The sequence below is a fragment of the Photobacterium atrarenae genome (assembly GCF_024380015.1).
In the GTDB taxonomy this organism is placed as follows: Bacteria; Pseudomonadota; Gammaproteobacteria; order Enterobacterales; family Vibrionaceae; genus Photobacterium; species Photobacterium atrarenae.
In genome coordinates this window covers 2,430,674-2,451,821 of record NZ_CP101508.1, presented here as the reverse complement: position 1 = coordinate 2,451,821, position 21,148 = coordinate 2,430,674, and the positions used below count along the sequence as shown (strand labels likewise).

16 protein-coding genes are annotated in these 21,148 nt (G+C 52.5%); 12 read left to right on the top strand and 4 right to left on the bottom strand.

The window, feature by feature from the left end:
* Nucleotides 1-343: 343 nt before the first annotated feature.
* Both NNL38_RS11490 and wecA read right to left on the bottom strand, forming a co-directional pair.
* Complete coding sequence (locus tag NNL38_RS11490) at nucleotides 344-511, bottom strand: hypothetical protein (RefSeq protein ID WP_255388173.1); 168 nt, start codon at nucleotides 509-511, stop codon at nucleotides 344-346.
* 205 nt (nucleotides 512-716) lie between these two features.
* Entirely contained in the window at nucleotides 717-1,832 is a 1,116-nt protein-coding gene (gene wecA / locus NNL38_RS11485) for a UDP-N-acetylglucosamine--undecaprenyl-phosphate N-acetylglucosaminephosphotransferase (RefSeq protein WP_439651391.1), read from the bottom strand.
* A 401-nt stretch (nucleotides 1,833-2,233) separates the two neighbouring features.
* On the opposite strand from wecA, the gene NNL38_RS11480 reads away from it, so the two are divergent.
* The 3 genes from NNL38_RS11480 to NNL38_RS11470 all read left to right on the top strand — a co-directional run bounded on the left by NNL38_RS11480 (nucleotide 2,234) and on the right by NNL38_RS11470 (nucleotide 5,531).
* Nucleotides 2,234-3,610 (top strand): MBL fold metallo-hydrolase RNA specificity domain-containing protein, encoded by a 1,377-nt coding sequence (locus NNL38_RS11480; RefSeq protein ID WP_255390626.1) that lies wholly within the window; start codon nucleotides 2,234-2,236, stop codon nucleotides 3,608-3,610.
* 154 nt (nucleotides 3,611-3,764) lie between these two features.
* Nucleotides 3,765-4,931 carry a nucleotide sugar dehydrogenase gene (locus NNL38_RS11475; RefSeq protein ID WP_255388171.1) on the top strand — a complete coding sequence of 389 codons (1,167 nt, stop codon included), beginning with the start codon at nucleotides 3,765-3,767 and terminating at the stop codon, nucleotides 4,929-4,931.
* 246 nt (nucleotides 4,932-5,177) lie between these two features.
* The gene (locus tag NNL38_RS11470; protein ID WP_255388170.1) at nucleotides 5,178-5,531 is read left to right on the top strand and encodes a hypothetical protein; all 354 of its coding nucleotides are present in this window, start codon (nucleotides 5,178-5,180) and stop codon (nucleotides 5,529-5,531) included.
* Nucleotides 5,532-5,609: 78 nt separating this feature from the next.
* Here NNL38_RS11470 and mnmC read toward each other — a convergent pair whose 3' ends face one another.
* Entirely contained in the window at nucleotides 5,610-7,664 is a 2,055-nt protein-coding gene (mnmC, locus tag NNL38_RS11465; protein ID WP_255388169.1) for a bifunctional tRNA (5-methylaminomethyl-2-thiouridine)(34)-methyltransferase MnmC2/FAD-dependent 5-carboxymethylaminomethyl-2-thiouridine(34) oxidoreductase MnmC1, read from the bottom strand.
* A gap of 194 nt (nucleotides 7,665-7,858) precedes the next feature.
* Between mnmC and fabB the strand changes: the two genes are divergently transcribed.
* Complete coding sequence (gene fabB / locus NNL38_RS11460; protein ID WP_255388168.1) at nucleotides 7,859-9,073, top strand: beta-ketoacyl-ACP synthase I; 1,215 nt, start codon at nucleotides 7,859-7,861, stop codon at nucleotides 9,071-9,073.
* Nucleotides 9,074-9,335: 262 nt separating this feature from the next.
* Here fabB and NNL38_RS11455 read toward each other — a convergent pair whose 3' ends face one another.
* Nucleotides 9,336-9,503: a hypothetical protein gene (locus NNL38_RS11455; protein ID WP_255388167.1), complete on the bottom strand. Its 168-nt coding sequence runs from the start codon at nucleotides 9,501-9,503 to the stop codon at nucleotides 9,336-9,338.
* Between the two features lie 79 nt (nucleotides 9,504-9,582).
* On the opposite strand from NNL38_RS11455, the gene NNL38_RS11450 reads away from it, so the two are divergent.
* The 8 genes from NNL38_RS11450 (at nucleotide 9,583) to cvpA (ending at nucleotide 21,047) form a co-directional block, all read left to right on the top strand.
* The gene (locus NNL38_RS11450) at nucleotides 9,583-10,755 is read left to right on the top strand and encodes a 4-phosphoerythronate dehydrogenase (protein ID WP_255388166.1); all 1,173 of its coding nucleotides are present in this window, start codon (nucleotides 9,583-9,585) and stop codon (nucleotides 10,753-10,755) included.
* Nucleotides 10,752-11,765, top strand: coding sequence for an aspartate-semialdehyde dehydrogenase (locus tag NNL38_RS11445; RefSeq protein WP_255388165.1), 1,014 nt, complete (start codon nucleotides 10,752-10,754; stop codon nucleotides 11,763-11,765). The genes NNL38_RS11450 and NNL38_RS11445 overlap by 4 nt, the downstream gene beginning before the upstream one ends.
* A gap of 242 nt (nucleotides 11,766-12,007) precedes the next feature.
* On the top strand, nucleotides 12,008-16,432 hold the full coding sequence (locus NNL38_RS11440) for a FimV/HubP family polar landmark protein (RefSeq protein ID WP_255388164.1): 4,425 nt from the start codon (nucleotides 12,008-12,010) through the stop codon (nucleotides 16,430-16,432).
* Nucleotides 16,433-16,583: 151 nt separating this feature from the next.
* Entirely contained in the window at nucleotides 16,584-17,369 is a 786-nt protein-coding gene (gene truA, locus NNL38_RS11435) for a tRNA pseudouridine(38-40) synthase TruA (protein ID WP_255388163.1), read from the top strand.
* Between the two features lie 185 nt (nucleotides 17,370-17,554).
* Nucleotides 17,555-18,511, top strand: a complete 957-nt coding sequence (gene accD, locus NNL38_RS11430) for an acetyl-CoA carboxylase, carboxyltransferase subunit beta (RefSeq protein WP_255388162.1) — start codon at nucleotides 17,555-17,557, stop codon at nucleotides 18,509-18,511.
* A gap of 151 nt (nucleotides 18,512-18,662) precedes the next feature.
* Entirely contained in the window at nucleotides 18,663-19,937 is a 1,275-nt protein-coding gene (gene folC, locus NNL38_RS11425) for a bifunctional tetrahydrofolate synthase/dihydrofolate synthase (RefSeq protein WP_255388161.1), read from the top strand.
* A gap of 2 nt (nucleotides 19,938-19,939) precedes the next feature.
* Nucleotides 19,940-20,491 (top strand): SPOR domain-containing protein, encoded by a 552-nt coding sequence (locus NNL38_RS11420; protein WP_255388160.1) that lies wholly within the window; start codon nucleotides 19,940-19,942, stop codon nucleotides 20,489-20,491.
* 64 nt (nucleotides 20,492-20,555) lie between these two features.
* Nucleotides 20,556-21,047, top strand: a complete 492-nt coding sequence (cvpA, locus tag NNL38_RS11415) for a colicin V production protein (RefSeq protein ID WP_255390625.1) — start codon at nucleotides 20,556-20,558, stop codon at nucleotides 21,045-21,047.
* Nucleotides 21,048-21,148: the final 101 nt, after the last annotated feature.

The window sequence follows — 21,148 nt, the reverse complement described above, 5'->3', positions numbered from 1 at the left end:
AACTATTAAGGCTTTTACATTAATTTAAGAGTTTTAGGTATGGATGCCACGGAAGCTTCTCTCTGGTTAACTCTTAAAAACGTCTTAGACATCATATATTTATTATTAAACAGATGTAGTTAACCTGCTTTATTTTTAGGTTATGATTAATATTGCATCTGAGATGTGGCGAAAGCTTATAATCGTATAACCCTCTCAGGGCAAAGGCGATACATACTTTAGAAAATAATTATCGTTGGCGGAATAATGCCGATTGAAGAAAAAGCCCTGTTGTCATTGCGCAGCAGGGCATTTTTGTATCTGGACTAGATGACCCACACTGGGCGATTTCCCGTTCCCTTCATTAAACCCCTTTCAACCGATCTTCCCGCCGCATCGCCTTTGACATTTGGTCATATTGTTCTAATTCGTCAAAAAACAAGGAGAGTCGTAACGCGAACAAAAAACAGGTTTGTGTTGTTGCATGAACAACAGCGTTGATTGGGTTTGCTGCGAATTGAACTTTATGCATACATCCTCCTTGCAATGAACGGGCGTCGTCTAAAGATAAGGTGTCGGTTTCTCCTTGAATATGAAACGGATAGGCTAGAAAAGTGACTATAGTTTTGAGTATAGTTGATTTTTCGGGGAAGGGATTGATTTAGAGCACGTTTTTGTAACAAGTGGGAAAAATTCCCGGCGAACGTCATTTTTTGTCAGCCGGGAGTCTGTAGACGTTACTTTTGGTTCGGTAAGGTGTTGATTCTACGTTTGATAAGACGAACTTTATTGTGATTTTGTGTTGTGTTGGCCAGCTTCCTGAGCCAGGTGGTGACACGCCAGATGTGAGCAATCATCAAATAATAGAGAGCGAAGGTCAGCAAGAAGCTGAAGAACATGATGGCTTCATGAATTTGATATTGTTCGCTTAACACGCCGACATAGGCAAATAAGCTGGCAATAGTGCAGATGGTCAGCAGCGTCATTCTTGGCGAGAGGCCGACACGTTGGCAGATATGGTGTAAGTGTTCGCGATCGGGCTTAAACGGCGACTGGCCTTTCTGGATGCGGCGAATCATGATGGTTGCCATATCCATCAGGGGCAGTGCTATCAGCCATAAGGCCGTCACCGGGCGGAATGAGGTTTGATGCCCTTGCGTTCCCTGGACCAGGAGCCAGATAATTGTAAAGCCAATCAAGACACTGCCGGCATCGCCCATAAAGACTTTAAAGCGGTGGCCGAAAGGCAGCCCTAAATTCAATAGGATATAGGGAATCGTCGCAACGACAAAGATCACGCAGAATTGGTACAAGTCAATTTGGCCACCGGTCCAGAACAAGTATCCCAAAGCTGCAAATGAGACAGTTGCCAGTCCGCCCAATAGACCGTCGATGCCATCAACCATATTAAAGGCGTTAATTGCACCGATAATGGCGAAAATTGTCACCAGATAGCTGAGTGGTGTGGAGAGGGCTAATTCATGAAAGCCGATGATGTTGCCTAAATTTGCCAACTGAAGGTTGCCAAAGGCAATCATCACGGCAGACATCAGGATTTGTGTCAAGAGACGACTTTTTACACTGATATCAAACTTGTCATCGATCGCCCCCATTAGCACCAAGACAGCGGCGCAACTGAGGTACAGCGTCGGTACTGAGCTAATCTCGGATGACAACAGGATACCAATTAGCACTGAGCCGAAAATGGCAATCCCACCGACAAGCGGGATCATCCCTTGGTGTTGTTTCCGGCCGCTGGGGATGTCAACCAGTTGAATTTTTTTAGCGATGATTCTGAGCGCAAATAAGCTGAGCAGAGAGAAGCTAAAGAGTATTGGGAGTTCCATATCCATCATTCTGCCTTTTCAAGTAAGCAAAAATTTGTCGTTATGTTATACCCAGATCCGGTGACATTAAAGTTACATATGCAATCTGTTTTGTTGCGGTTCGAGAATGTGAATCAAGATAACAAAATGATCATTTTTTAGTGTAATTGGTCAAATTAGGACTAGTATTTTTTGTTTGGCTAAGAAAACTGAATGTCTTTTGAGTGTAGTGACTTTGTCCTGATGCTGTCAAAATCAGAATACGTTTTATAAAAAAGTGCAATGAAGGCGACGAATCATTTTAGGTAATCATTATATCTGTCAGCACGCTTTACCGTGACTTCTTTCTAGACAATCGAATACAGCTGTTTTTTATCTTGCTGTTTTTGAGATGATTTCTTTTCAGGATTAGGGGAAGGGGATAAATGGTGGAGATCATACATCACGGTGCGCGGACGGGGGTTACAGGCTCATGCCATGAGCTTTGCTTGGGCCAGCACAGCTTACTGGTAGACTGTGGCATGTTTCAGGGAAGCGAAGCGCGTGCTCGTCATGAGATTGATTTTCCCATCCACCATATCCGTGCATTACTGCTGACTCACTGCCATATTGATCATGTCGGTCGTTTGCCCTGGTTGCTGGCGGCCGGGTTTCGTGGGCCGATCTATGCAACAGAAGCGACCGCCGCTTTATTACCACTAATGCTGGAAGATGGCCTGAAGATCAGCCTGGGCTTGAACCAACAGCAATGTGATCAGTTTACCCGAGTGATCAAGTCCTTGTTGAAACCTATTCCCTTTGGCTGTCGGGTCGATCTTGTTTGGCCTGATGGTGAGTTGATTCAATTTTGTTTTCGGCCCGCAGGGCATATCCTAGGTTCGGCATATATTGAGATTGTGCTACCGGATGGCCATACGGTTGTATTTTCTGGCGATCTCGGCCCGAGCCATACCCCGTTGCATGTTGATCCGGTATCCCCGGTTCGCGCAGATACCCTGGTGTTGGAAAGTACTTATGGCGACCAGCACCACAGTGCGCTGCAGCAGCGGGAAGATGAGCTATCTGAGATCATTGATCGCTCGCTGCAGGATGGCGGGGCGATCTTAATCCCGGCTTTCTCGGTCGGTCGGACTCAGGAAGTGCTGTTTGACCTTGAGAATGTATTGCAGAAGTCTCTCCATTCAGAATTCGGTTATCCGTCCAAGCTGGCGACATGGTCTGAGATCCCGATTATCCTTGATTCTCCGCTCGCAGCCCGGGTGACTGAGCAATATCTGAATTTTCAAAAGCTATGGGCGAAAGAAGCCAAGCAGCGGGTTTTTGGTGGCCGGCATCCGCTATCTTTTGAGCAGTGTATTACGATCACCCAGCATGCTGATCATCTGGCGCTGGTCAATCGATTGAAAGCGACCGGTGAGCCGGCAATTGTCGTGGCGGCCAGTGGCATGTGTAGTGGCGGCCGGATTATGAATTATCTGTCTGCTTTATTGCCGGACTCCAGAACCGATGTGATTCTGGTGGGTTATCAGGCACAAGGGACTTTAGGTCGCCAGTTGCTATCGCAACCTGAACAGGTTGAAATTGAGCAACAGCTGGTGCCGGTCAAGGCGGCGATTCATACCATGTCCGGGTATTCAGCCCATGCAGATCAGCACGATTTAATCCAGTTTGTGACCGGTATCGAGCAGGGGCCACAGCAAATCCGTTTGGTTCATGGTGAGCCGGCTGCGCAACAGACACTGGCTGAACAACTGAGAGCAGTTGTTCCCAATTGTGAAGTCATTGTCACAGCACTTAAAACTTGAAGTTGAGCCAAATGTCGCTGTTATATCAAGATAATTGAATATTGTTCCAGTGATAGGGTTACCTTGAGACCATCATCTGGGGTAGTATTTCACGCAAAATGGATATGGTGTCAATGTTTGTCAGTTGATGCTTTCAGTGAATAGAGGTTAGGTAATGAAGGTTACTGTTGCAGGAACAGGCTATGTTGGCCTGTCAAATGCGGTGCTGCTGGCACAGTATAACGAAGTTGTGGCGCTGGATATCGTGCAGGAGAAAGTTGATTTAATCAATCAGCGGCTGTCGCCGATTGAAGATAAAGAGATCAGCGAGTATCTGGTAAGCGTCGATCTGAATTTGACAGCGACAACTGACAAGCAACAGGCTTATCAGGGTGCCGAGTTTGTGGTGATTGCAACGCCAACAGATTATGATCCGGTCTCGAATTACTTTAATACCTCGTCTGTTGAAGCGGTGATTCGTGATGTGATGGCGATCAACCAGAATGCGGTGATGGTGATCAAGTCCACCGTGCCGGTGGGCTATACCCAACGGATTAAAGAAGAACTGGGTTGCGATAACCTGATTTTCTCACCGGAATTCCTGCGGGAAGGCCGTGCGCTTTACGATAACCTGCACCCGTCCCGAATCATTATTGGTGAGCGTTCTGAGCGCGCAGAGAAGTTTGCCCAGTTGCTGGTTCAGGGCGCAGTAAAAGAAGACATTACCGTCCTTTTCACTGACTCGACAGAAGCGGAAGCGGTGAAACTGTTCTCCAATACGTATCTGGCGATGCGTGTGGCATACTTCAATGAGCTGGACTCTTACGCCGAAGCCCATGGTTTGGATACCCGCCAGATCATTGAAGGGGTCGGGCTGGACCCGCGCATTGGCTCACACTACAACAACCCATCGTTCGGTTACGGTGGTTATTGTCTGCCAAAAGATACCAAGCAATTGCTGGCCAACTATCAGGATGTGCCGAATAACATTATCGGCGCGATTGTGGAAGCAAACCGGACCCGGAAAGACTTTGTCGCTGAGTCAATTTTGAGCCGTAAGCCGAAAGTGGTGGGGATTTACCGCCTGATCATGAAGAGTGGCTCGGATAACTTCCGTGCTTCATCCATTCAGGGCATCATGAAACGGCTGAAAGCGAAAGGGATTGAAGTCGTGGTGTATGAGCCGGTCCTGAAGGAGCCGGAATTTTTTAACTCCCGTGTCATGACAGATCTTGAAGCCTTCAAGCAAGAATCTGATGTGATTGTCTCCAACCGCATGGCGGCTGAGCTGGCTGATGTGGCAGATAAAGTGTATACCCGCGATCTGTTTGGCTCTGATTAAGGCTGTTACCAGTATTTCTGATGCAGCATGAGTACACAAATTGCAAAGGGGGCCCAATGGGTGCCCCTTAATTTATTGAGTCGCCATCACTTTTTCGCTTCATCTGCGAGACCTGCTTAGTATTGCATTCTCACTTCTAAGATACGAAGCATCCTTTCCCAGACCATACTTTTCGCTCTGACAAGCTGGCCTATACTTATACACATATCAGTAATATTCGCTCGTGTTTGCGGTTCGGGGAATGATATGAAAAGAACAACACTTGCACTTTTTTGCGCCGGACTTTTTGCCGGAATGACAAGTCTGTCTGCATGTGCCGCCAACAGTCCCACAACGCAGTCTTCTGTGGCGCAACAACCGTCGGCCCTACAAACAACGGTGCAGAAATCATCTGCTTCGAATTCAACATCTACGGCTGCAAACCAAGCCGGAAAAACCGGAAAGGCGGCAGGGATTGATACGGCGATGGCTGCCTCTGCCGGCGGGATCACCGCAACGGTGCTGGCGGTTGGTGTGGCGGCTTTGGTTGTGGGAGTCGCCGTTTCGGATACCGGTGGTGGTGATGATCCGGCGCCACCGGTCACAGCCCAGGCTGAATAGAGACCGAGCGGCACATTCAATACGACACCTGAAGTGATGAGTGGAAGCTCACCATTTCAGGTGCGTCTTTGCTCGTAGTTATACTTTCTTCCCTTTCACCAGCTTTCTTACCCACATCCGGCCCGGATGGAGCGCATCCAGTACGCTGTTTGGCAGTGGCAGAGGATCACCGCAGATTTGCGAGGCGAGTAACTCACCCAGCAGTGGTGCTGAGCTGAGGCCCCGAGAGCCCAGACCAATCATGGTATATAGATTCGGGTAAACCGGCACCGGCGCTGCAGTGTCCTGTTGGGTTTTCAGATCTGCATATTGCGCGAGTAGTGGCTCGTACTGGCAGACATCCCCGACGAACGGCAAATGGTCCCGACTGGCACAGCGCACAGCAGCCCGGGCTTGGTTGTCGTCCATATCGATAGTTTGCGGCCATTCAACATCCGGCAGGCAGTTGACCAGACGTTGTTTGTTGTCCGCATGCTCTGACATGCAGAAGCTCAGGTCCGTGCTCCCCCGGCGATAGCTGGCGCCGATACAGTGGCTTTGGCTCTGTGGATTTGCCGGGGTCAGGTAGCCGTCATAACACAGGACTGTTTTCAGCGCTGAAAGGTCAGGGTTGGTTGGGATATGGCTGACCTGGCCGCGTACTGAATAGGCTGGAATGTTCTTTACTTGCTCAAAGGTGTCGAAGCGGTGGCCGTTAGCGATGATCACCGTATCATGGTGAAAACGGTGAGCATCTGTTATCAGGGTCCAGGATTTGCCGTTGGCGGCATCTTTGATGTCAGCATCAGTTTCATCAGCGTTATATTCCAGCCGGCGAATTTCCGTGTTGGCGCTGAGGGTCAGGTGGCCTGTTTCACTCGCCAGCTCAATCAATGCCCGGGTCAGCGCCTGTGGACACAGCCAGCCGCCCAACGGATAGTTTACACTGCTGTGGCCGGTTTCGACACCGGTGACGGCTTGGGTTTGAGCTTCATCGAAAGCACGGATCAGCGTGTCCGGAAAGCCGCCTTCGAGCATTTTCCCGAGTTTCTTTTGTGCATTGTCATCCCAGGCCAGTTGCGTCACGCCGCACCAGTCATGGGCAAAGGTTTTATGCTGCGCCGCTTGTTCGACAAACTGCCGGGCATACAAAAACGCCGGGGCAAAAAAGCGCGACAGGGCATCGTTGGAGCCGTTCAGCAGTGGGTAAACCGCACCCTGGCGGTTGCCGGAAGCGCCTTCAGCCGGCTGCGGGTCGGCACAGTAGAGTGTCACATTCACGCCTCGCCGGGTCAGTGCCAATGCTGTGGTTGCGGAAGCAATGCCGCCCCCAATGATAGCCACCTCTTGCGGCTGGCTGGAGGTACGGCGGGCATACCAGGGCTTGAAGCTGGCTTTGTATCGGCGTTGGGTCATGGTCCCGGCCAGCATGTCCCGCTTGGTGCCGAACCCTTTCACCTTCTTCATGTCAAAACCGGCCTCAATCAGGCCGCGGCGAACAAAGCCGGCCGCGGTGAAGGTTGCCGTGGTGCAGCCTTCCCGCGCCAGTTTGGCCATGCCGTCAAACAGTTCCTGACGCCACATGTCCGGGTTTTTACTCGGGGCAAACCCATCTAAAAACCAGGCATCCACGATCCCATCATCATTGGTCCATACTTGTGGCATACAGTCTTGAATGTCGCCGAACCAGAGGTCTAAGGTGATCAGACCATCTTCCAGCACAATGCGATGACAGTCCGCCACGGCTGGCGGGTAGTGGGCATGGAACTGCTCGGCCAAATCAGCCAGCTCCGGCCAGGCGGCATGGGCTTTGATTAAATCGTCACGGGTGACCGGGAATTTCTCAAAGCTGATGAAATGCAGCGCTTTGGTGGCCGCGTCCGGGTTGGCTTTTCGGAAGGCTTTGAACCATTGCCATACGGCCAGGAAGTTGAGGCCGGTGCCAAAGCCGGTCTCGGCAATCACGAACCGGCGGCGATCAAAGGTTTCCCAGCGTTGCGGGAGTCCGTTCTGGTGAAGAAAAACATAGCGTGTTTCTTCTAAGCCATTGGCGTTTGAGAAATAAACATCGTCAAAGTCGCTGGAGACCGGGGTACCGGACGCATTCCAGTCAAGAATGGCATTTTCAATACGATGGGGAGACTGCTCGGGCAAGGGGAAACCTCATGTAGTGCTGTAACAATAGTCGGTCATTGCGCCTGAACACTTGTTAAGCGATTGATAAGTGGGCAATGACCGTTCAAACCGAAGATCTTGGTGTTGATTGTACCGATTGCCGGGAAAGCTGACCACTTTCTCGGGATAAACCCGTTATGATCAGCACCGTTAAATGACAGTAGGAATTCATCATGAAACGAGCCGTAATTACAGGCATGGGTATTGTATCCAGCATCGGTAACAATGTGAAAGAGGTGCTGGAATCTCTGAAAGCCGGTAAATCCGGTATTAATTTCTCCGAACAGTTTGCAGAAATGAAGCTGCGCAGCAATGTTTGGGGCGATTTAAAAATGAACCCGTCTGAGCATATCGACCGTAAAAAAATGCGTTTCATGGGCGATGCCGCAGCCTTTGCGTATTTGTCTATGGAGCAGGCAATTGAAGACGCCGGTCTTACTGAAGAACAAATTTCCAATGATCGTACCGGCCTGGTCGCAGGTTCGGGCGGTGCATCCTCGCAAAACCAGATCGCAGCGGTCGATATCCTGCGAGAGAAAGGCGTGAAGCGTGTTGGTCCTTATATGGTGCCGCGTACCATGTCTTCAACTGTGTCAGCCTGTCTGGCGACACCCTTCAAGATCCGTGGCGTGAACTACACCATGAGTTCTGCCTGTGCGACGTCTGCACACTGTATCGGTCACGCGCTGGAGCTGATCCAGCTGGGCAAGCAAGACGTTGTTTTCGCCGGTGGTGGTGAAGAGCTGGACTGGACCCTGACGATGATGTTCGATGCCATGGGCGCGCTCTCGACCAAGTACAACGACGACCCGTCGAAAGCATCCCGGACTTACGATGCTGATCGTGACGGCTTCGTGATTTCCGGTGGCGGCGGCATGCTGGTGGTGGAAGAGCTGGAGCATGCACTGGCCCGTGGGGCGAAAATTTACGGTGAAATCGTCGGCTACGGCGCGACCTCCGATGGCTACGACATGGTTGCACCATCAGGCGAAGGTGCGGTGCGTTGTATGAAGATGGCAATGCAGGATCTGGATGCGCCGATTGATTACATCAACACCCACGGCACTTCAACGCCGGTTGGTGATGTGAAAGAGCTGGGCGCGATCCAGGAAATTTTCGGGGAGAATAGTCCGGCTATTTCTGCCACCAAGGCGATGACGGGCCATGCGCTGGGTGCTGCGGGTGTGCACGAGGCCATTTACTCAACCCTGATGCTGGAGCATGGTTTTGTTGCCCCAAGCATCAACGTTGATAATCTGGACCCGGCGGCGGAAGGGCTGGATATTGTGACCCAAGCCCGTGAGCAGCAACTGAAGACGGTGATGTCGAACAGCTTTGGTTTCGGTGGCACCAACGCAACGCTGGTGATCAAGAAATACGAAGGTTAATTCGCATCACTCAGTGAGAAATACCAGAGGCGGGGTTATGAGGTTTTATACGAGGTTATATGGCAGGGAAGGTATTCCCGGCGCTCGACAGCAGGATCTCGCCTCTGCACATGACTTTTGTCATTTTTCCGGGAGTGGCACTGGCTAATGGGCAGCTCTGAGATGGCTTTGCAGAGACTTCCAAGACCGGCCTTGTTAGCCAGTGCCGAAAACAGACGCGGCATTTGTTGGTGTGAATAGTATTTTCTTTTGCGGGAGCTGTCTATCGCACGAACAGGTGTTTTTTATCCTGGATTTTTTTGCCCGGCTTGATGCCGGGTTTTTTTATGCCGGTTTTTATGTCTGGGTGAGCAGCTAAAAAAGCAGCGCGCTCAACTGCTTCAACACCGTCAGTATCCTGGCCTTTCCAGGCTTGTACTTTCCCGGCCAACTCAATACTATTTTGACACTTTTATTCTTATTGCAGCCGTGCCGCTAACTTTCGCTGCGATGCTACAGGAAACGGACCCATGAAAATCCTCATTGATGAAAATATGCCTTATGCGCATGATCTGTTTAGCCAGCTCGGCGAGGTGGTGGCGAAACCCGGCCGCACACTGACTGCCGATGATTTAATTGATATCGATGCGTTGATGATCCGCTCGGTCACCAAAGTGAATGCTGATTTGCTGACGAAGGCCAATCGACTGCGCTTTGTCGGCACGGCAACGGCCGGGCAGGATCACGTCGATCAGGCACTGTTGGCGGAAAAGGGGATCACGTTCACCGCAGCACCGGGCTGCAACAAGGTCGGCGTCGCCGAGTATGTTCTGAGCAGCCTGATGGTGCTGGGTCAGCAGCAGGGCTTTTCAATCTTTGACAAGACCGTGGGCATTATCGGTGCGGGCAATGTTGGTAGCTATCTGGCGAAGTGCCTGGAAGCACTCGGGATCCGCTACATGCTTAATGACCCACTGAAAGCAGAGCAGGGCGACAGCCGGACGTTTCACTCACTGGAAGTGCTACAACAGCACTGTGATGTGATCACCATGCATACGCCGCTCACCCGTGACGGTGCCTACCCGACTTATCACCTGGTGGATGAAGCATTCTTGCAACAGCTGAAACCCGGGGCGATGTTGATCAATGCAGCCCGGGGACCTGTGGTGGATAACAGTGCGTTGAAAGCGGCGTTGCAGCAAGCTTTAAGCGGTGAAGGGAAAGCGTTGACTGCGGTACTGGACGTGTTTGAGCATGAGCCGCTGGTGGATCTTGAGCTGCTGCCGTTGCTGGCATTTGCGACACCGCATGTGGCTGGCTACGGCCTTGAGGGCAAGGCACGAGGCACAACGATGGTATTTAATCGCTATTGCGAGTTCCTGGGCCGGGAACAACAGGTCTCAGCGGCAAGTCTGCTGCCGGAAGCGCCTTTGCCGGGGGTAACCCTTAGCCGTGCCTGGCAGGAAGATACCCTGTTTAGCCTGATCCAGCTGGTCTATGATGTGCGTAAGGATGATGGGTTATTCCGCCGTGAAATGATTGCCGCGGGAGAAAATACCAGCCGGATGGCGACGGCCTTCGATCAAATGCGGAAAAATTACTGGGATCGACGTGAATACAGTGCGATTACAGTAGCCGGAAAGGCCGGTTTTGGGTTAGAGTCGCTGGCTAATTTAGGTTTTACAGTTGAGGAAACGCCATGAGTCAGGAATTTGATGTTGCCGTTCTGGGCGCAACAGGTGCCGTGGGCGAAACGATCGTAGAAGTACTGGAAGCGCGTGATTTTCCGGTTCGCAATCTCTACTTGCTGGCTTCTGAGCGAAGCGCAGGCAAAACGCTGCGTTTTAAAGGTAAAAATGTCCGGGTGACCAATGTTGACGATTTCGACTGGGGACAGGTTCAGTTGGCGCTGTTCTCAGCCGGCGCTGAAACATCTGCGCACTGGGCGCCGATCGCAGCCGATTACGGTGTGGTGGTGATCGACAATACCTCGCAGTTCCGTTACGACTACGATGTGCCGTTGGTGGTGCCGGAAGTCAACCCGCACGCGCTGGCGGATTACCGTAACCGCAATATTATTGCCAACCCGAACTGCTCGACCATTCAGATGCTGGTGGCACTGAAACCGATCCATGATGCTTATGGCATTGAGCGGATTAACGTCGCGACGTATCAGTCGGTTTCCGGCTCCGGCAAAAAAGGGATCGATGAGCTGGCCGGGCAGACAGCCAAGCTGCTGAATGGCATGCCGGCGGAAAATAAAGCCTATGACAAGCAGATTGCGTTTAACTGCCTGCCGCAGATCGATGCCTTCATGGACAACGGTTACACCAAAGAAGAAATGAAAATGGTGTGGGAAACCCAGAAAATCCTTGGCGACGACAATATCCGGGTGAATCCGACCTGTGTTCGGGTGCCTGTCTTTTATGGTCACGCCGAAGCGGTTCATGTGGAAACCTGTCAGCCGGTGCATGTCGAAGAAGCGATCAGCTTACTGGAAAATGCCGAAGGCGTAGAAGTCTTCCATGGCAACGATTATCCGACCCAGGTTGGAGACGGCACCGGGAAAGATCACGTGATGGTCGCGCGGATCCGTGAAGATATCAGTCACCCGTGTGGTCTGAACATGTGGGTTGTGGCCGATAATGTTCGCAAGGGCGCAGCGACCAACAGTGTGCAGATTGCCGAAACGCTGATTGCAGAATACCTGTAATTGACGCCATGGCGGCCGATTCTGTCTGTCGACGGAATCGGCCGTATTTGTTTTTTGCCAGACGCCTGAATATTCAAACGGCCCCGTCGTTGGAATTAGGCAGCATCCCTCATTTACCGTTCAAGAGTCTTGATGAATGGCCGATAGATTCATTATGCTTAGCGCCATAACTTCGAAGCTCGATTCAACTCACTCGATACTCGAAACTAATTTCTCATCTCTGCCAGAGAGGACAGCAGGCAGTGTCTGACTTATCGACTATGATAAAACGCTTTATATTACCGGTCATTATCGCCGGTGCCGCCTTCCAGATCCCCGTGCAGGCCAATACGGTGCGTATTGTCGGCCCATCTGAAGATGACGTGCGAACTGTTCAGTCTGAGCCTGCTCAATCTTTTTCTTCGAGCCAGAATACAATCAATCGCTACGGTCCGACCGGGAATAGTGAAACCCTTTGGTCGATTGCTTCTCGTTACCGTCCGAATAACCAGGTGTCTGTCTATCAGGTCATTGGCGCGATCCATCGTGCCAATCCCATGGCATTTGAGCAGAATAATATTCACGGCCTGATCCCGGGTAGTGTGTTGACCATGCCGACGTTGGCTCAGATCCGTCGGGAAGATGTAGACAGCGTCCGCCGTCGCCTGGAAGCTGATCAGCGCCGCCAGGTTCGTCAGTCCGTGCCGCCAAGTTCGCCGGCTTCAAGGGCCGCTTCACCGGCACCCACGGTGGTCGCTACAGCACAGCCGAAACCCCAAGTTGCGATTGACGAGCAGCAAATCCAGGCATCTCCGAAACCAGCCACAGCGTCAGCACCTGCAGCCAGTGAAACAGCCGGTGAGGTGAGCGCAGATAAAGGTGGGATCCCGGCAAAGCCAACCGCGTTGCAGACGCAGTTGGACGCATCCGATGTACAGATGACCAAGCTGGTTGAAAGCAATCACTTACTCCGTGTTCGCCTGGCTGAAATGCAGCATGAGGTGAGCGCGCTGAAAGATCAGATCACCAACGACGAGCGACTCCGTAAAGAAATCCTGGATTTCATTCAGCATCAGAAATCACAGCCGGTTGAGCCTGCGGTGGCTGAAACATCCTGGGTGGATGATTTGGTGGCCAACCCATGGGCTTTGGCGGCTGCGGCTTTTGTTCCGGGCGCCTTAATCGCCGGTGCGATTGCTTTCTTCATGATGCGCCGTAAGGAAGACGATGATGAAGTGAAAGCGCTGGATAGTCCGCAAGCGCAGGATCCGGCAATCCCGGCACCATCGGAAGGTGAGCCGGATGCGATTGCCGCCCTGGACGGTGAAAAGTCAGACGCAGATGATTTGTTTGCCGTTGACGATGACTCCCTGTTTGATGATCCGGAAACCAGCCTGTTTGGTCCGGAGCATGATGGCGATAAGCCTGCAGAGTCTGATGACCTGCTTGATTTGTCTGCCGGTGGTCATGATGATTTTGAGATTGAAAGTGGCCTGACGCCGAGTAGCATATCGGTGAAAGGGGATGAAGAAGCAATCGGGCTCCAGGATATGGAGCGCGCGCTGGATGAAATTGAGCAGTCCTCAGAACCAAGCTCGGATGAAGCGCTGGCCGCGATGTGGGAGCAATCGCTCCAGGGCGATGATGATGACAACGACAGTTTTGACCTGGCGGATGCCGACTCGGCAGTGGATTCAGAGCAGGATATTGAGGATGGGTTGCTGGATCAGTCGATTCTGGATGACTTGCTGAGTGAAGCGGGTGACCTAGCTGAGGAGCCTTCAGCGCCAGAGGCGGCACCGGCAGAGCTTGAGCCGGCAGCTGCTGCGGAGCCTGAGCGCAGTCAGGTTGCTGATCAGGATGAGCTGGACGCCTTATTTAATTCTGTCGGCTTGGCGGAGGAGCCTTCCCCGGCCGCGGTCGAAGCGGATGCCCCGGAGGAGCAAGCACAGCAGGCAGCGGTTGATCAGGCGTTGGCAGATGCAGACGCGTTGTTTGATGAAAACAGTACCGCGTTGCTGGACGAGCTGGTTGAAGACGAGGCGATCAGCGCCCCTGAGATTGAGCTGGAAGAAAACAGCACCGCGTTGCTTGATGAGCTCATTGGGGATGAAGACGATCCGTTGAATCGGGCTGATATTACGCTCGATGAAAACAGTACAGCCTTACTGGATGAATTGGTTGCCGACGAGGAAGACAGCAATGTTGGTGTTGCTGATTTAGACGTCGAAGATGAGCCAGCGTTGAACCTCGATGATGTCGTCATCGATGAAAACAGCACCGATCTGCTTGATGATATTCTGGAGCAACAGCAACACCCGGCATCAATGTCAACGAGCGAGGCCGCTGGTGAGCTGTCAGTTGATGAATTTGACAGCTCTGATGCGTCGACAGCAAAGCCTTCGCAGGCCGAACCAGCCACACCGGCTGAGACTGAAGCAGACGTGTCGCTATTTGATGACCCAGAGTTTGAGCCAACTGAAGCGCAATCGACAGCACCTTCAGATGATGCATCGCAGGATGCCGACTTCGTAGCTGCCGATGAGAGCGATTTTGCTGATGCCTTGAATGATGCGCTCAATGAGCAACCGACTGAAACAACGGCCGACGTACCAGCAGATGATATTGATGCCTTACTGGCTGATGTCCAGGAATTGGTCAATGAGCCGGAGTTTGACGAAGACGTGGCGCTGGCCGAAGCGTTTGCTGATGAAACACCGGCGCAAGAAGTTGAGCCGGAGCTTGAGAACGATCCCGAGTTAGGACTGGATGCGTTCGATAAACCTGAATCAGATGCAGCGCCGGAACTGAGCTTGGCGTCGCCTGAAGAGCCGGAAGCTGACGCACCGCTCAATCTGGAAGATCTGCCGGAGTTCGATGAAGACGCTGCGCTGGCCGAGACGTTTGCTGATGAAGCACCGACCCAAGAAGCTGAGCCGGAGCTTGAGAACGATCCCGAGTTAGGACTGGATGCGTTCGATGAACCTGAATCAGATGCAGCGCCGGAACTGAGCTTGGCGTCGCCTGAAGAGCCGGAAGCTGACGCACCGCTCAATCTGGAAGATCTGCCGGAATTTGATGAAGACGCTGCGCTGGCCGAGACGTTTGCTGATGAAGCACCGACCCAAGAAGCTGAGCCGGAGCTTGAGAACGATCCCGAGTTAGGACTGGATGCGTTCGATGAACCTGAATCAGATGCAGCGCCGGAACTGAGCTTGGCGTCGCCTGAAGAGCCGGAAGCTGACGCACCGCTCAATCTGGAAGATCTGCCGGAGTTTGATGAAGACGCTGCGCTGGCCGAAGCGTTTGCCGATGAAACACCGGTACAAGAAGCTGAGCCGGAGCTTGAGAACGATCCCGAGTTAGGGCTGGATGCGTTCGATGCGCCTGAACCAGATGCAGCGCCTTCTGTTGAGTCAATACCAGATCAGGCTGAGTTGGAACCAGAGCAAGAGCCAGCACATGCGCCGGAACAGGAACTGAACGAAACATCGGCGCCAGTCGTTGAGCCGGAGCTGGAACAAACGCCAGCGCCGCAAGTTGCGCAGGAAGAGGTTTCACCACAGCCGCAACACTCGATTCACGGCGTGCAGAACATTGAGTTCGAAACTATTGATCCGGCGAGTATTGCGGAGTTCAGCGAAGATGATGCGTTGCAGGCGTCTTTTGATGAGCAAATGGAGTTGGATCAGTATGCGCCGGGCGTGGAAGCATCTGATGTTGAAACTGCGCCTGAACCCGCGCCGCAGCCAAGGCAACAAACACCGCAATACCACAGTCAGCCACCGGCTGATATGTTTGATGACGAGCTGGTCGATACGGCCGGCCTGGACATGGACGCGCTGTTGAGTGACCCCGATGACAGCTTTGCCGGGATGGATGTTGCTACGGTGGACAGCTTGCTGGCCGAGCAGGATGAGGCTCGGACTGAAGCCCAGGCATCTGCAGAGGCGGCGGTGGCTGATGTTGCGAGTCAGGCTGAATCAGAATTGGCGGAAGAAGCGTCAGCCCAGACACCGGAGCCGGCGTCATCAATTGCTGAATCGCAACCGGCACCAGAGGCTGATCGCGCCTCGGCGCCAGATGAGCAGGACGAGCAGGACGAGCTGGACGAGCTGGACGCGGAGCGGGATCAGCTTTGGTCATCCGGATTGGATGATGACAACCTGGCATCGGAGGCATATCCGGAAGAAGATGCTGAGATCTGGCGCGCCAGCAATCCGGAGCCGGAGCTGGAAACGGAAGACTGGGCTGAACAGCCACAGATGATGATTGATGATGTGGCGGCGTTTGATCCGGAAATGCTGCTGGCGGAAGCGGATTCGGAAGTGTTAACCGATGAAGCCGGCGGCAGTGAATTGGTGACCGAGCCGGAGCCGGCTCCCGCTTACATCAGTATTGATGAGCTGATGAAAGATATGGAAGCTGAAGAAGCGTCAGAAGAGATCGAAGAGCAGCCGCTGGATTTGAACGTAGGCCTGGATGAGTTTCCGGATATTCTCAATGATGTGGCCGAAGTTGACGTTGATAGCCAGGGTGAGTACGCCAGTAAGCTGGATTTGGCCAAGGCGTATCTGGAGATGAATGATCGCGAAGGCGCTCAGGGGCTGTTGGAAGATATTGCCGGGAATGGTGATGTTCAGAGCCGGCAGGAAGCACAAGCCTTGTTGCAAAAAATCAGCCGCTAAGTCATCACACACCACGAAACAAGGGCCCTGTAATGCAGGGCCCGATATCCTGCCATGATTCCCTCTCGAAACCTGTCCGCTTTTTCCCTATAATTCCGCTTCTTGAATAACCGGCCCGTGATGCCGACAAACTGTAAGAACGAAGTAGATTATGCGCGTAGCTTTAGGCATTGAGTATGATGGGGCCAACTATTATGGCTGGCAGCGTCAGCGTGACGTAGACAGTGTTCAGGAGCGGCTTGAGAAAGCACTCAGTAAAATAGCGAATCACCCGGTTGAGGTTCAATGTGCCGGTCGGACGGATGCCGGCGTTCACGGGACCGGCCAGGTCGTCCATTTCGACACTCAGGTTGCGCGTAAAATGGTTGCCTGGACCATGGGCGCCAACGCCAATCTGCCGAAAGATATTGCGGTGCGTTGGGCCGTTGAGGTCAATGAGGACTTTCACGCCCGTTTTAGCGCTACAGCCCGCCGTTATCGCTACATCATCTATAATCATGCATTGCGACCGGCGATTCTGGGAAATGGCGTTAGCCATTATCACGGCGAGTTGGATGTGGAAAAGATGCAAGAGGCCGGACAGTACCTGCTCGGTGAGAATGACTTCACATCCTTTCGCGCGGTTTATTGTCAATCCCGGAGCCCTTGGCGTAATCTGATGCATCTGAACGTATCCCGTCAGGGGCACTATGTGGTGATTGATATCAAGGCGAATGCGTTTGTTCATCATATGGTGCGAAATATCACGGGTAGCCTGATTAAAGTGGGTCGCGGTGAAGAGAAGCCGGAATGGATCAAATGGCTGTTAGCACAGAAAGATCGGACGTTGGCCGGTGCCACGGCGAAAGCCGAGGGATTGTATCTGGTCGAAGTGGATTACCCGCAAGGATTCGGGATCCCGGACGCGCCGGTTGGACCATTGTTTCTGCCAGACTGATGATTGGGAACAGGCCCTGATAACTCGGGGCCAAGATGAGGCGCAATCGCCTAATATCAACTAGTACAACCAGTTTTTTATCTACAGTCAGACAACTTTGTGCTTTAATTCCACCTCGGTAAAATTTAACGAATTTGTAATTCTCTGCAAATCAGCGGGGATATGAAAAAGATGAAAGGTCATTCATGAGCTGGCTTGAAAAGATCCTCACGAAAAGCAATATTGTTTCCTCACGCAAAGCGTCGATCCCGGAAGGGGTATGGACCAAGTGTACATCATGTGAGCAAGTGCTTTATCACGCGGAACTGGAACGTAATCTGGAAGTCTGTCCAAAGTGTGATCACCACATGCGCATGAAAGCGCGTCGTCGCCTGGAAGCCTTCCTGGATGCTGAAGACCAGGTCGAAATTGCGGGTGACATGGAGCCGCAAGACAAGCTGAAATTCCGTGATTCCAAAAAATATAAAGATCGTATTTCTGCAGCACAGAAAAGCAGCGGTGAAAAAGATGCCCTGGTCGTGATGCGCGGTACTTTGCTGTCACAGCCGCTGGTTGCCTGTGCGTTCGAGTTCTCGTTTATGGGTGGTTCGATGGGCTCTGTCGTCGGGGCTAAATTTGTCCGTGCGGTGGATGAAGCCATTGCCAATAACTGTGCCCTGGTTTGTTTCTCTGCCAGTGGTGGCGCCCGGATGCAGGAAGCGCTGATGTCGCTGATGCAAATGGCGAAAACCAGTGCGGCACTGGAGCGTCTGTCGGCCAAAGGTCTGCCGTTTATCTCGGTGCTGACAGATCCGACTATGGGTGGTGTGTCTGCCAGCCTGGCCATGCTGGGGGATATCAACATCGGTGAGCCGAAGGCCCTGATTGGATTTGCCGGTCAGCGGGTCATTGAGCAAACCGTGCGTGAAAAACTCCCGGAAGGCTTCCAGCGCAGTGAGTTCCTGCTCGAGCATGGTGCAATAGACATGATTGTCGATCGCCGTGAAATGCGCCAGCGCATCGGTGGTTTGGTTGCGAAAATGACCCAAGCCCCATCGCCAATGGTCGTGCCGGTTGTTCAACCTGAAGCGCAAGCTGCTGTAGTTGAAGAAGAGAGCGAAGTCAGCGAACCTCAGGCTGACAACGGCCAGGAAAAAGAGTAAACCTCGCTTTTTGGCGCTGTGTCGGATGGCACGGCGCCAAAACATGCAAACCAAGGCGCGTTTCCCGCAAATTATTCGTTGGTTTGCATGAACTTCCCCCCGATTCAGTGGTAAAGTCCCTTTTATTAGTGATTTATTAGAACGATAAAGAATGTCCGGACTGACAGCACCACAAGCAACAGATTCTTTAGCCGCCTGGCTGACCTATTTGGAAAACCTGCATACCAGCGCCATCGATCTCGGTTTAGACCGCGCGATGACCGTTGCCCGTCGCGGCGATCTCACTAAACCTGCACCGCGGGTGATCACCGTCGCCGGAACCAATGGCAAAGGCTCGACCTGTGCGATCCTCGAAGCGATTTTACTTGCTGCCGGTTATACAGTTGGCGTGTACAGCTCACCACATCTGGTGCGCTATAACGAACGGGTCCGAATTAACGGCCAGGAGCTGGCTGACAGCGAGCACAGCCGTGCTTTTGCATCAATTGAGCAGTATCGCGAAGACACCAGTCTGAGCTTATTTGAGTTCGGCACCCTGGCCGCACTGGAGCTGTTCCGCACCCATCAGGTGGATGTGGCGATTCTGGAAGTCGGCCTGGGCGGGCGGCTGGATGCGACCAATGTGGCGGATCATGATGTGTCGGTGATCACCAGCTTAGCGGTCGATCATGTCGACTGGTTAGGCGATGATATTGAAGTCATTGGTTACGAAAAAGCAGGAATTTTCCGGACCGATAAGCCGGCTGTGTGCGGCCAGCCCAATCCACCGGCCAGTGTTCCGGCACACGCCGATGATATCGGAGCGGAGCTGTACCAGGTCGGGTATCAGTTTAACTACCGTCAGCACGACGGCGGTTGGGACTGGCAGTGCGGCGCGTTTGACTTGAAGGGCCTGCCTTTGCCGTCATTGCCGCTGCCCAATGCAGCCACGGCCCTGATGGCGCTGGGGGTGGCCGATCTTGAACTGAGCGATGAGCATATTGCCGCCGGTTTGGCCAAAGCCAAGCTGCCGGGCCGGATGGAGCGTGTCTCTGAGAAACCCCTTGTGATCATGGATGTGGCGCATAACCCGCATTCAGCGCAGTATTTTGCCCAGCAGCTGACGGCGATACAGCAGCGGGAGCAAAAACAGCGCATTCATGCTGTGGTCGCGATGTTGCATGACAAAGACATTGCAGCAACGATAGCTGAACTGCGTTCGGTCGTGGATGTCTGGTATCCAGCTTCGCTGCAAGGGCCACGGGCTGCAACGGCGGATGAGATTGTTCAGCACCTGTCTGGACAGGAAATTCATGTTTGCCAGACGCCGGAGCAGGCTTATGACACAGCGCTGACACAGGCTGTTGATGCGGATATGGTAATCGTGTTTGGCTCGTTTTACACTGTCGGTCAGATTTCCAGCCATATTGCAGCAACACAGGAGTAGACGTGGCGAGTAAATTCCAAAGCCGGCTGGTCGGGACCATTATCCTGGTCGCGATCGGGGTTATCTTTCTGCCGGATTTGTTCGACGGCAAGAAACAGCACTATCAGGAGCAGTTTGCCAGTATTCCGCTGCAGCCGGAAATGGATGAAGCGGTCGAGTATGAAACCATTCCTGAGCCTGAGTTTGCCGAGGTTGAGCTGCCCCCGGATCCGGTGAGCGTGGTGATCGAAGACGAGAACCAGGCCCCGGATGAGCCGCTGCAGGTTGAGCCGCAGCCGGAGCAGGCGCCAAAAGCAGGGCTTCAGGATAGCGGCTGGGTGGTTCAGCTCGGCGTATTTCGTCAGTTTGACAATGCTCATCAGCTGGTGGCGACCTTGCGGGATGCCGGCTACCAGGCCCATGTTTTTCCCAAAAAGCCCAAACAAGGGGATTTAGCGCGGGTGGTTGTCGGACCGGATCTCTCCAAAGACAAGCTGGCTACGCAGATCAAAGAATTGGAAAAATTAACTGGCCTGAAAGGTCAGTTGCTCAGATTTAACCCACTTAATCCCTAGGTAAACGTTTGCGTTCTCATTTTTTCTGTTAGAATACGCACCAACAAGACGAATACAACCAATGATGATCTGGATTGATTACGTAATTTTAGGCGTAATAGGCTTCTCGGCACTGGTCAGTTTGATCCGTGGCTTTGTAAAAGAAGCATTGTCGCTTGTGATTTGGTTTGCTGCTTTTTTTGTCGCCAGTAACTTTTATACTGAGCTGGCAGCTTACTTCACAAATATTCAGGATGAGATGCTACGCAAGGGTAGCGCCATCGCCGCATTATTCATCGCGACCCTGATTGTCGGGGCAGTGGTGAACTATGTGATCGGACAGCTAGTCCAGAAAACCGGCCTGTCAGGTACGGATCGGGTTCTGGGTGTGGTCTTTGGAGGCGTGCGTGGGGTGCTGATTGTTTCGGCCCTGTTGTTCTTCATCGATGCTTTTACCGGGTTTTCTGATGCCGACTGGTGGAAAGAGTCGCAGCTGATCCCGCAGTTTGGGGTGGTGATTGAATGGTTCTTCACTTACCTCAAAGAAACATCAAGCTTTTTGCCCGGTGCATTCTAGTATCGGAAACCAGGCAGTTGACTGATTGTGCTTGACTTCAGCGGGGATCCGGGCAACCGGGTCCCCGCTGAAAAATAAAGGCAGCAGAATACTGCTATCAT

What these genes read in the sequence shown, in the direction of transcription:
- NNL38_RS11450 (WP_255388166.1), top strand. Translation starts at nt 9,583, where the DNA reads ATGAAAATCCTCATTGATGAAAATATGCCTTATGCGCATGATCTGTTT.
- NNL38_RS11490 (WP_255388173.1), bottom strand. Translation starts at nt 511, where the DNA reads ATGCATAAAGTTCAATTCGCAGCAAACCCAATCAACGCTGTTGTTCAT.
- cvpA (WP_255390625.1), top strand. Translation starts at nt 20,556, where the DNA reads ATGATCTGGATTGATTACGTAATTTTAGGCGTAATAGGCTTCTCGGCA.
- fabB (WP_255388168.1), top strand. Translation starts at nt 7,859, where the DNA reads ATGAAACGAGCCGTAATTACAGGCATGGGTATTGTATCCAGCATCGGT.
- NNL38_RS11470 (WP_255388170.1), top strand. Translation starts at nt 5,178, where the DNA reads ATGAAAAGAACAACACTTGCACTTTTTTGCGCCGGACTTTTTGCCGGA.
- folC (WP_255388161.1), top strand. Translation starts at nt 18,663, where the DNA reads ATGTCCGGACTGACAGCACCACAAGCAACAGATTCTTTAGCCGCCTGG.
- truA (WP_255388163.1), top strand. Translation starts at nt 16,584, where the DNA reads ATGCGCGTAGCTTTAGGCATTGAGTATGATGGGGCCAACTATTATGGC.
- NNL38_RS11475 (WP_255388171.1), top strand. Translation starts at nt 3,765, where the DNA reads ATGAAGGTTACTGTTGCAGGAACAGGCTATGTTGGCCTGTCAAATGCG.
- NNL38_RS11445 (WP_255388165.1), top strand. Translation starts at nt 10,752, where the DNA reads ATGAGTCAGGAATTTGATGTTGCCGTTCTGGGCGCAACAGGTGCCGTG.
- accD (WP_255388162.1), top strand. Translation starts at nt 17,555, where the DNA reads ATGAGCTGGCTTGAAAAGATCCTCACGAAAAGCAATATTGTTTCCTCA.
- wecA (WP_439651391.1), bottom strand. Translation starts at nt 1,832, where the DNA reads ATGGATATGGAACTCCCAATACTCTTTAGCTTCTCTCTGCTCAGCTTA.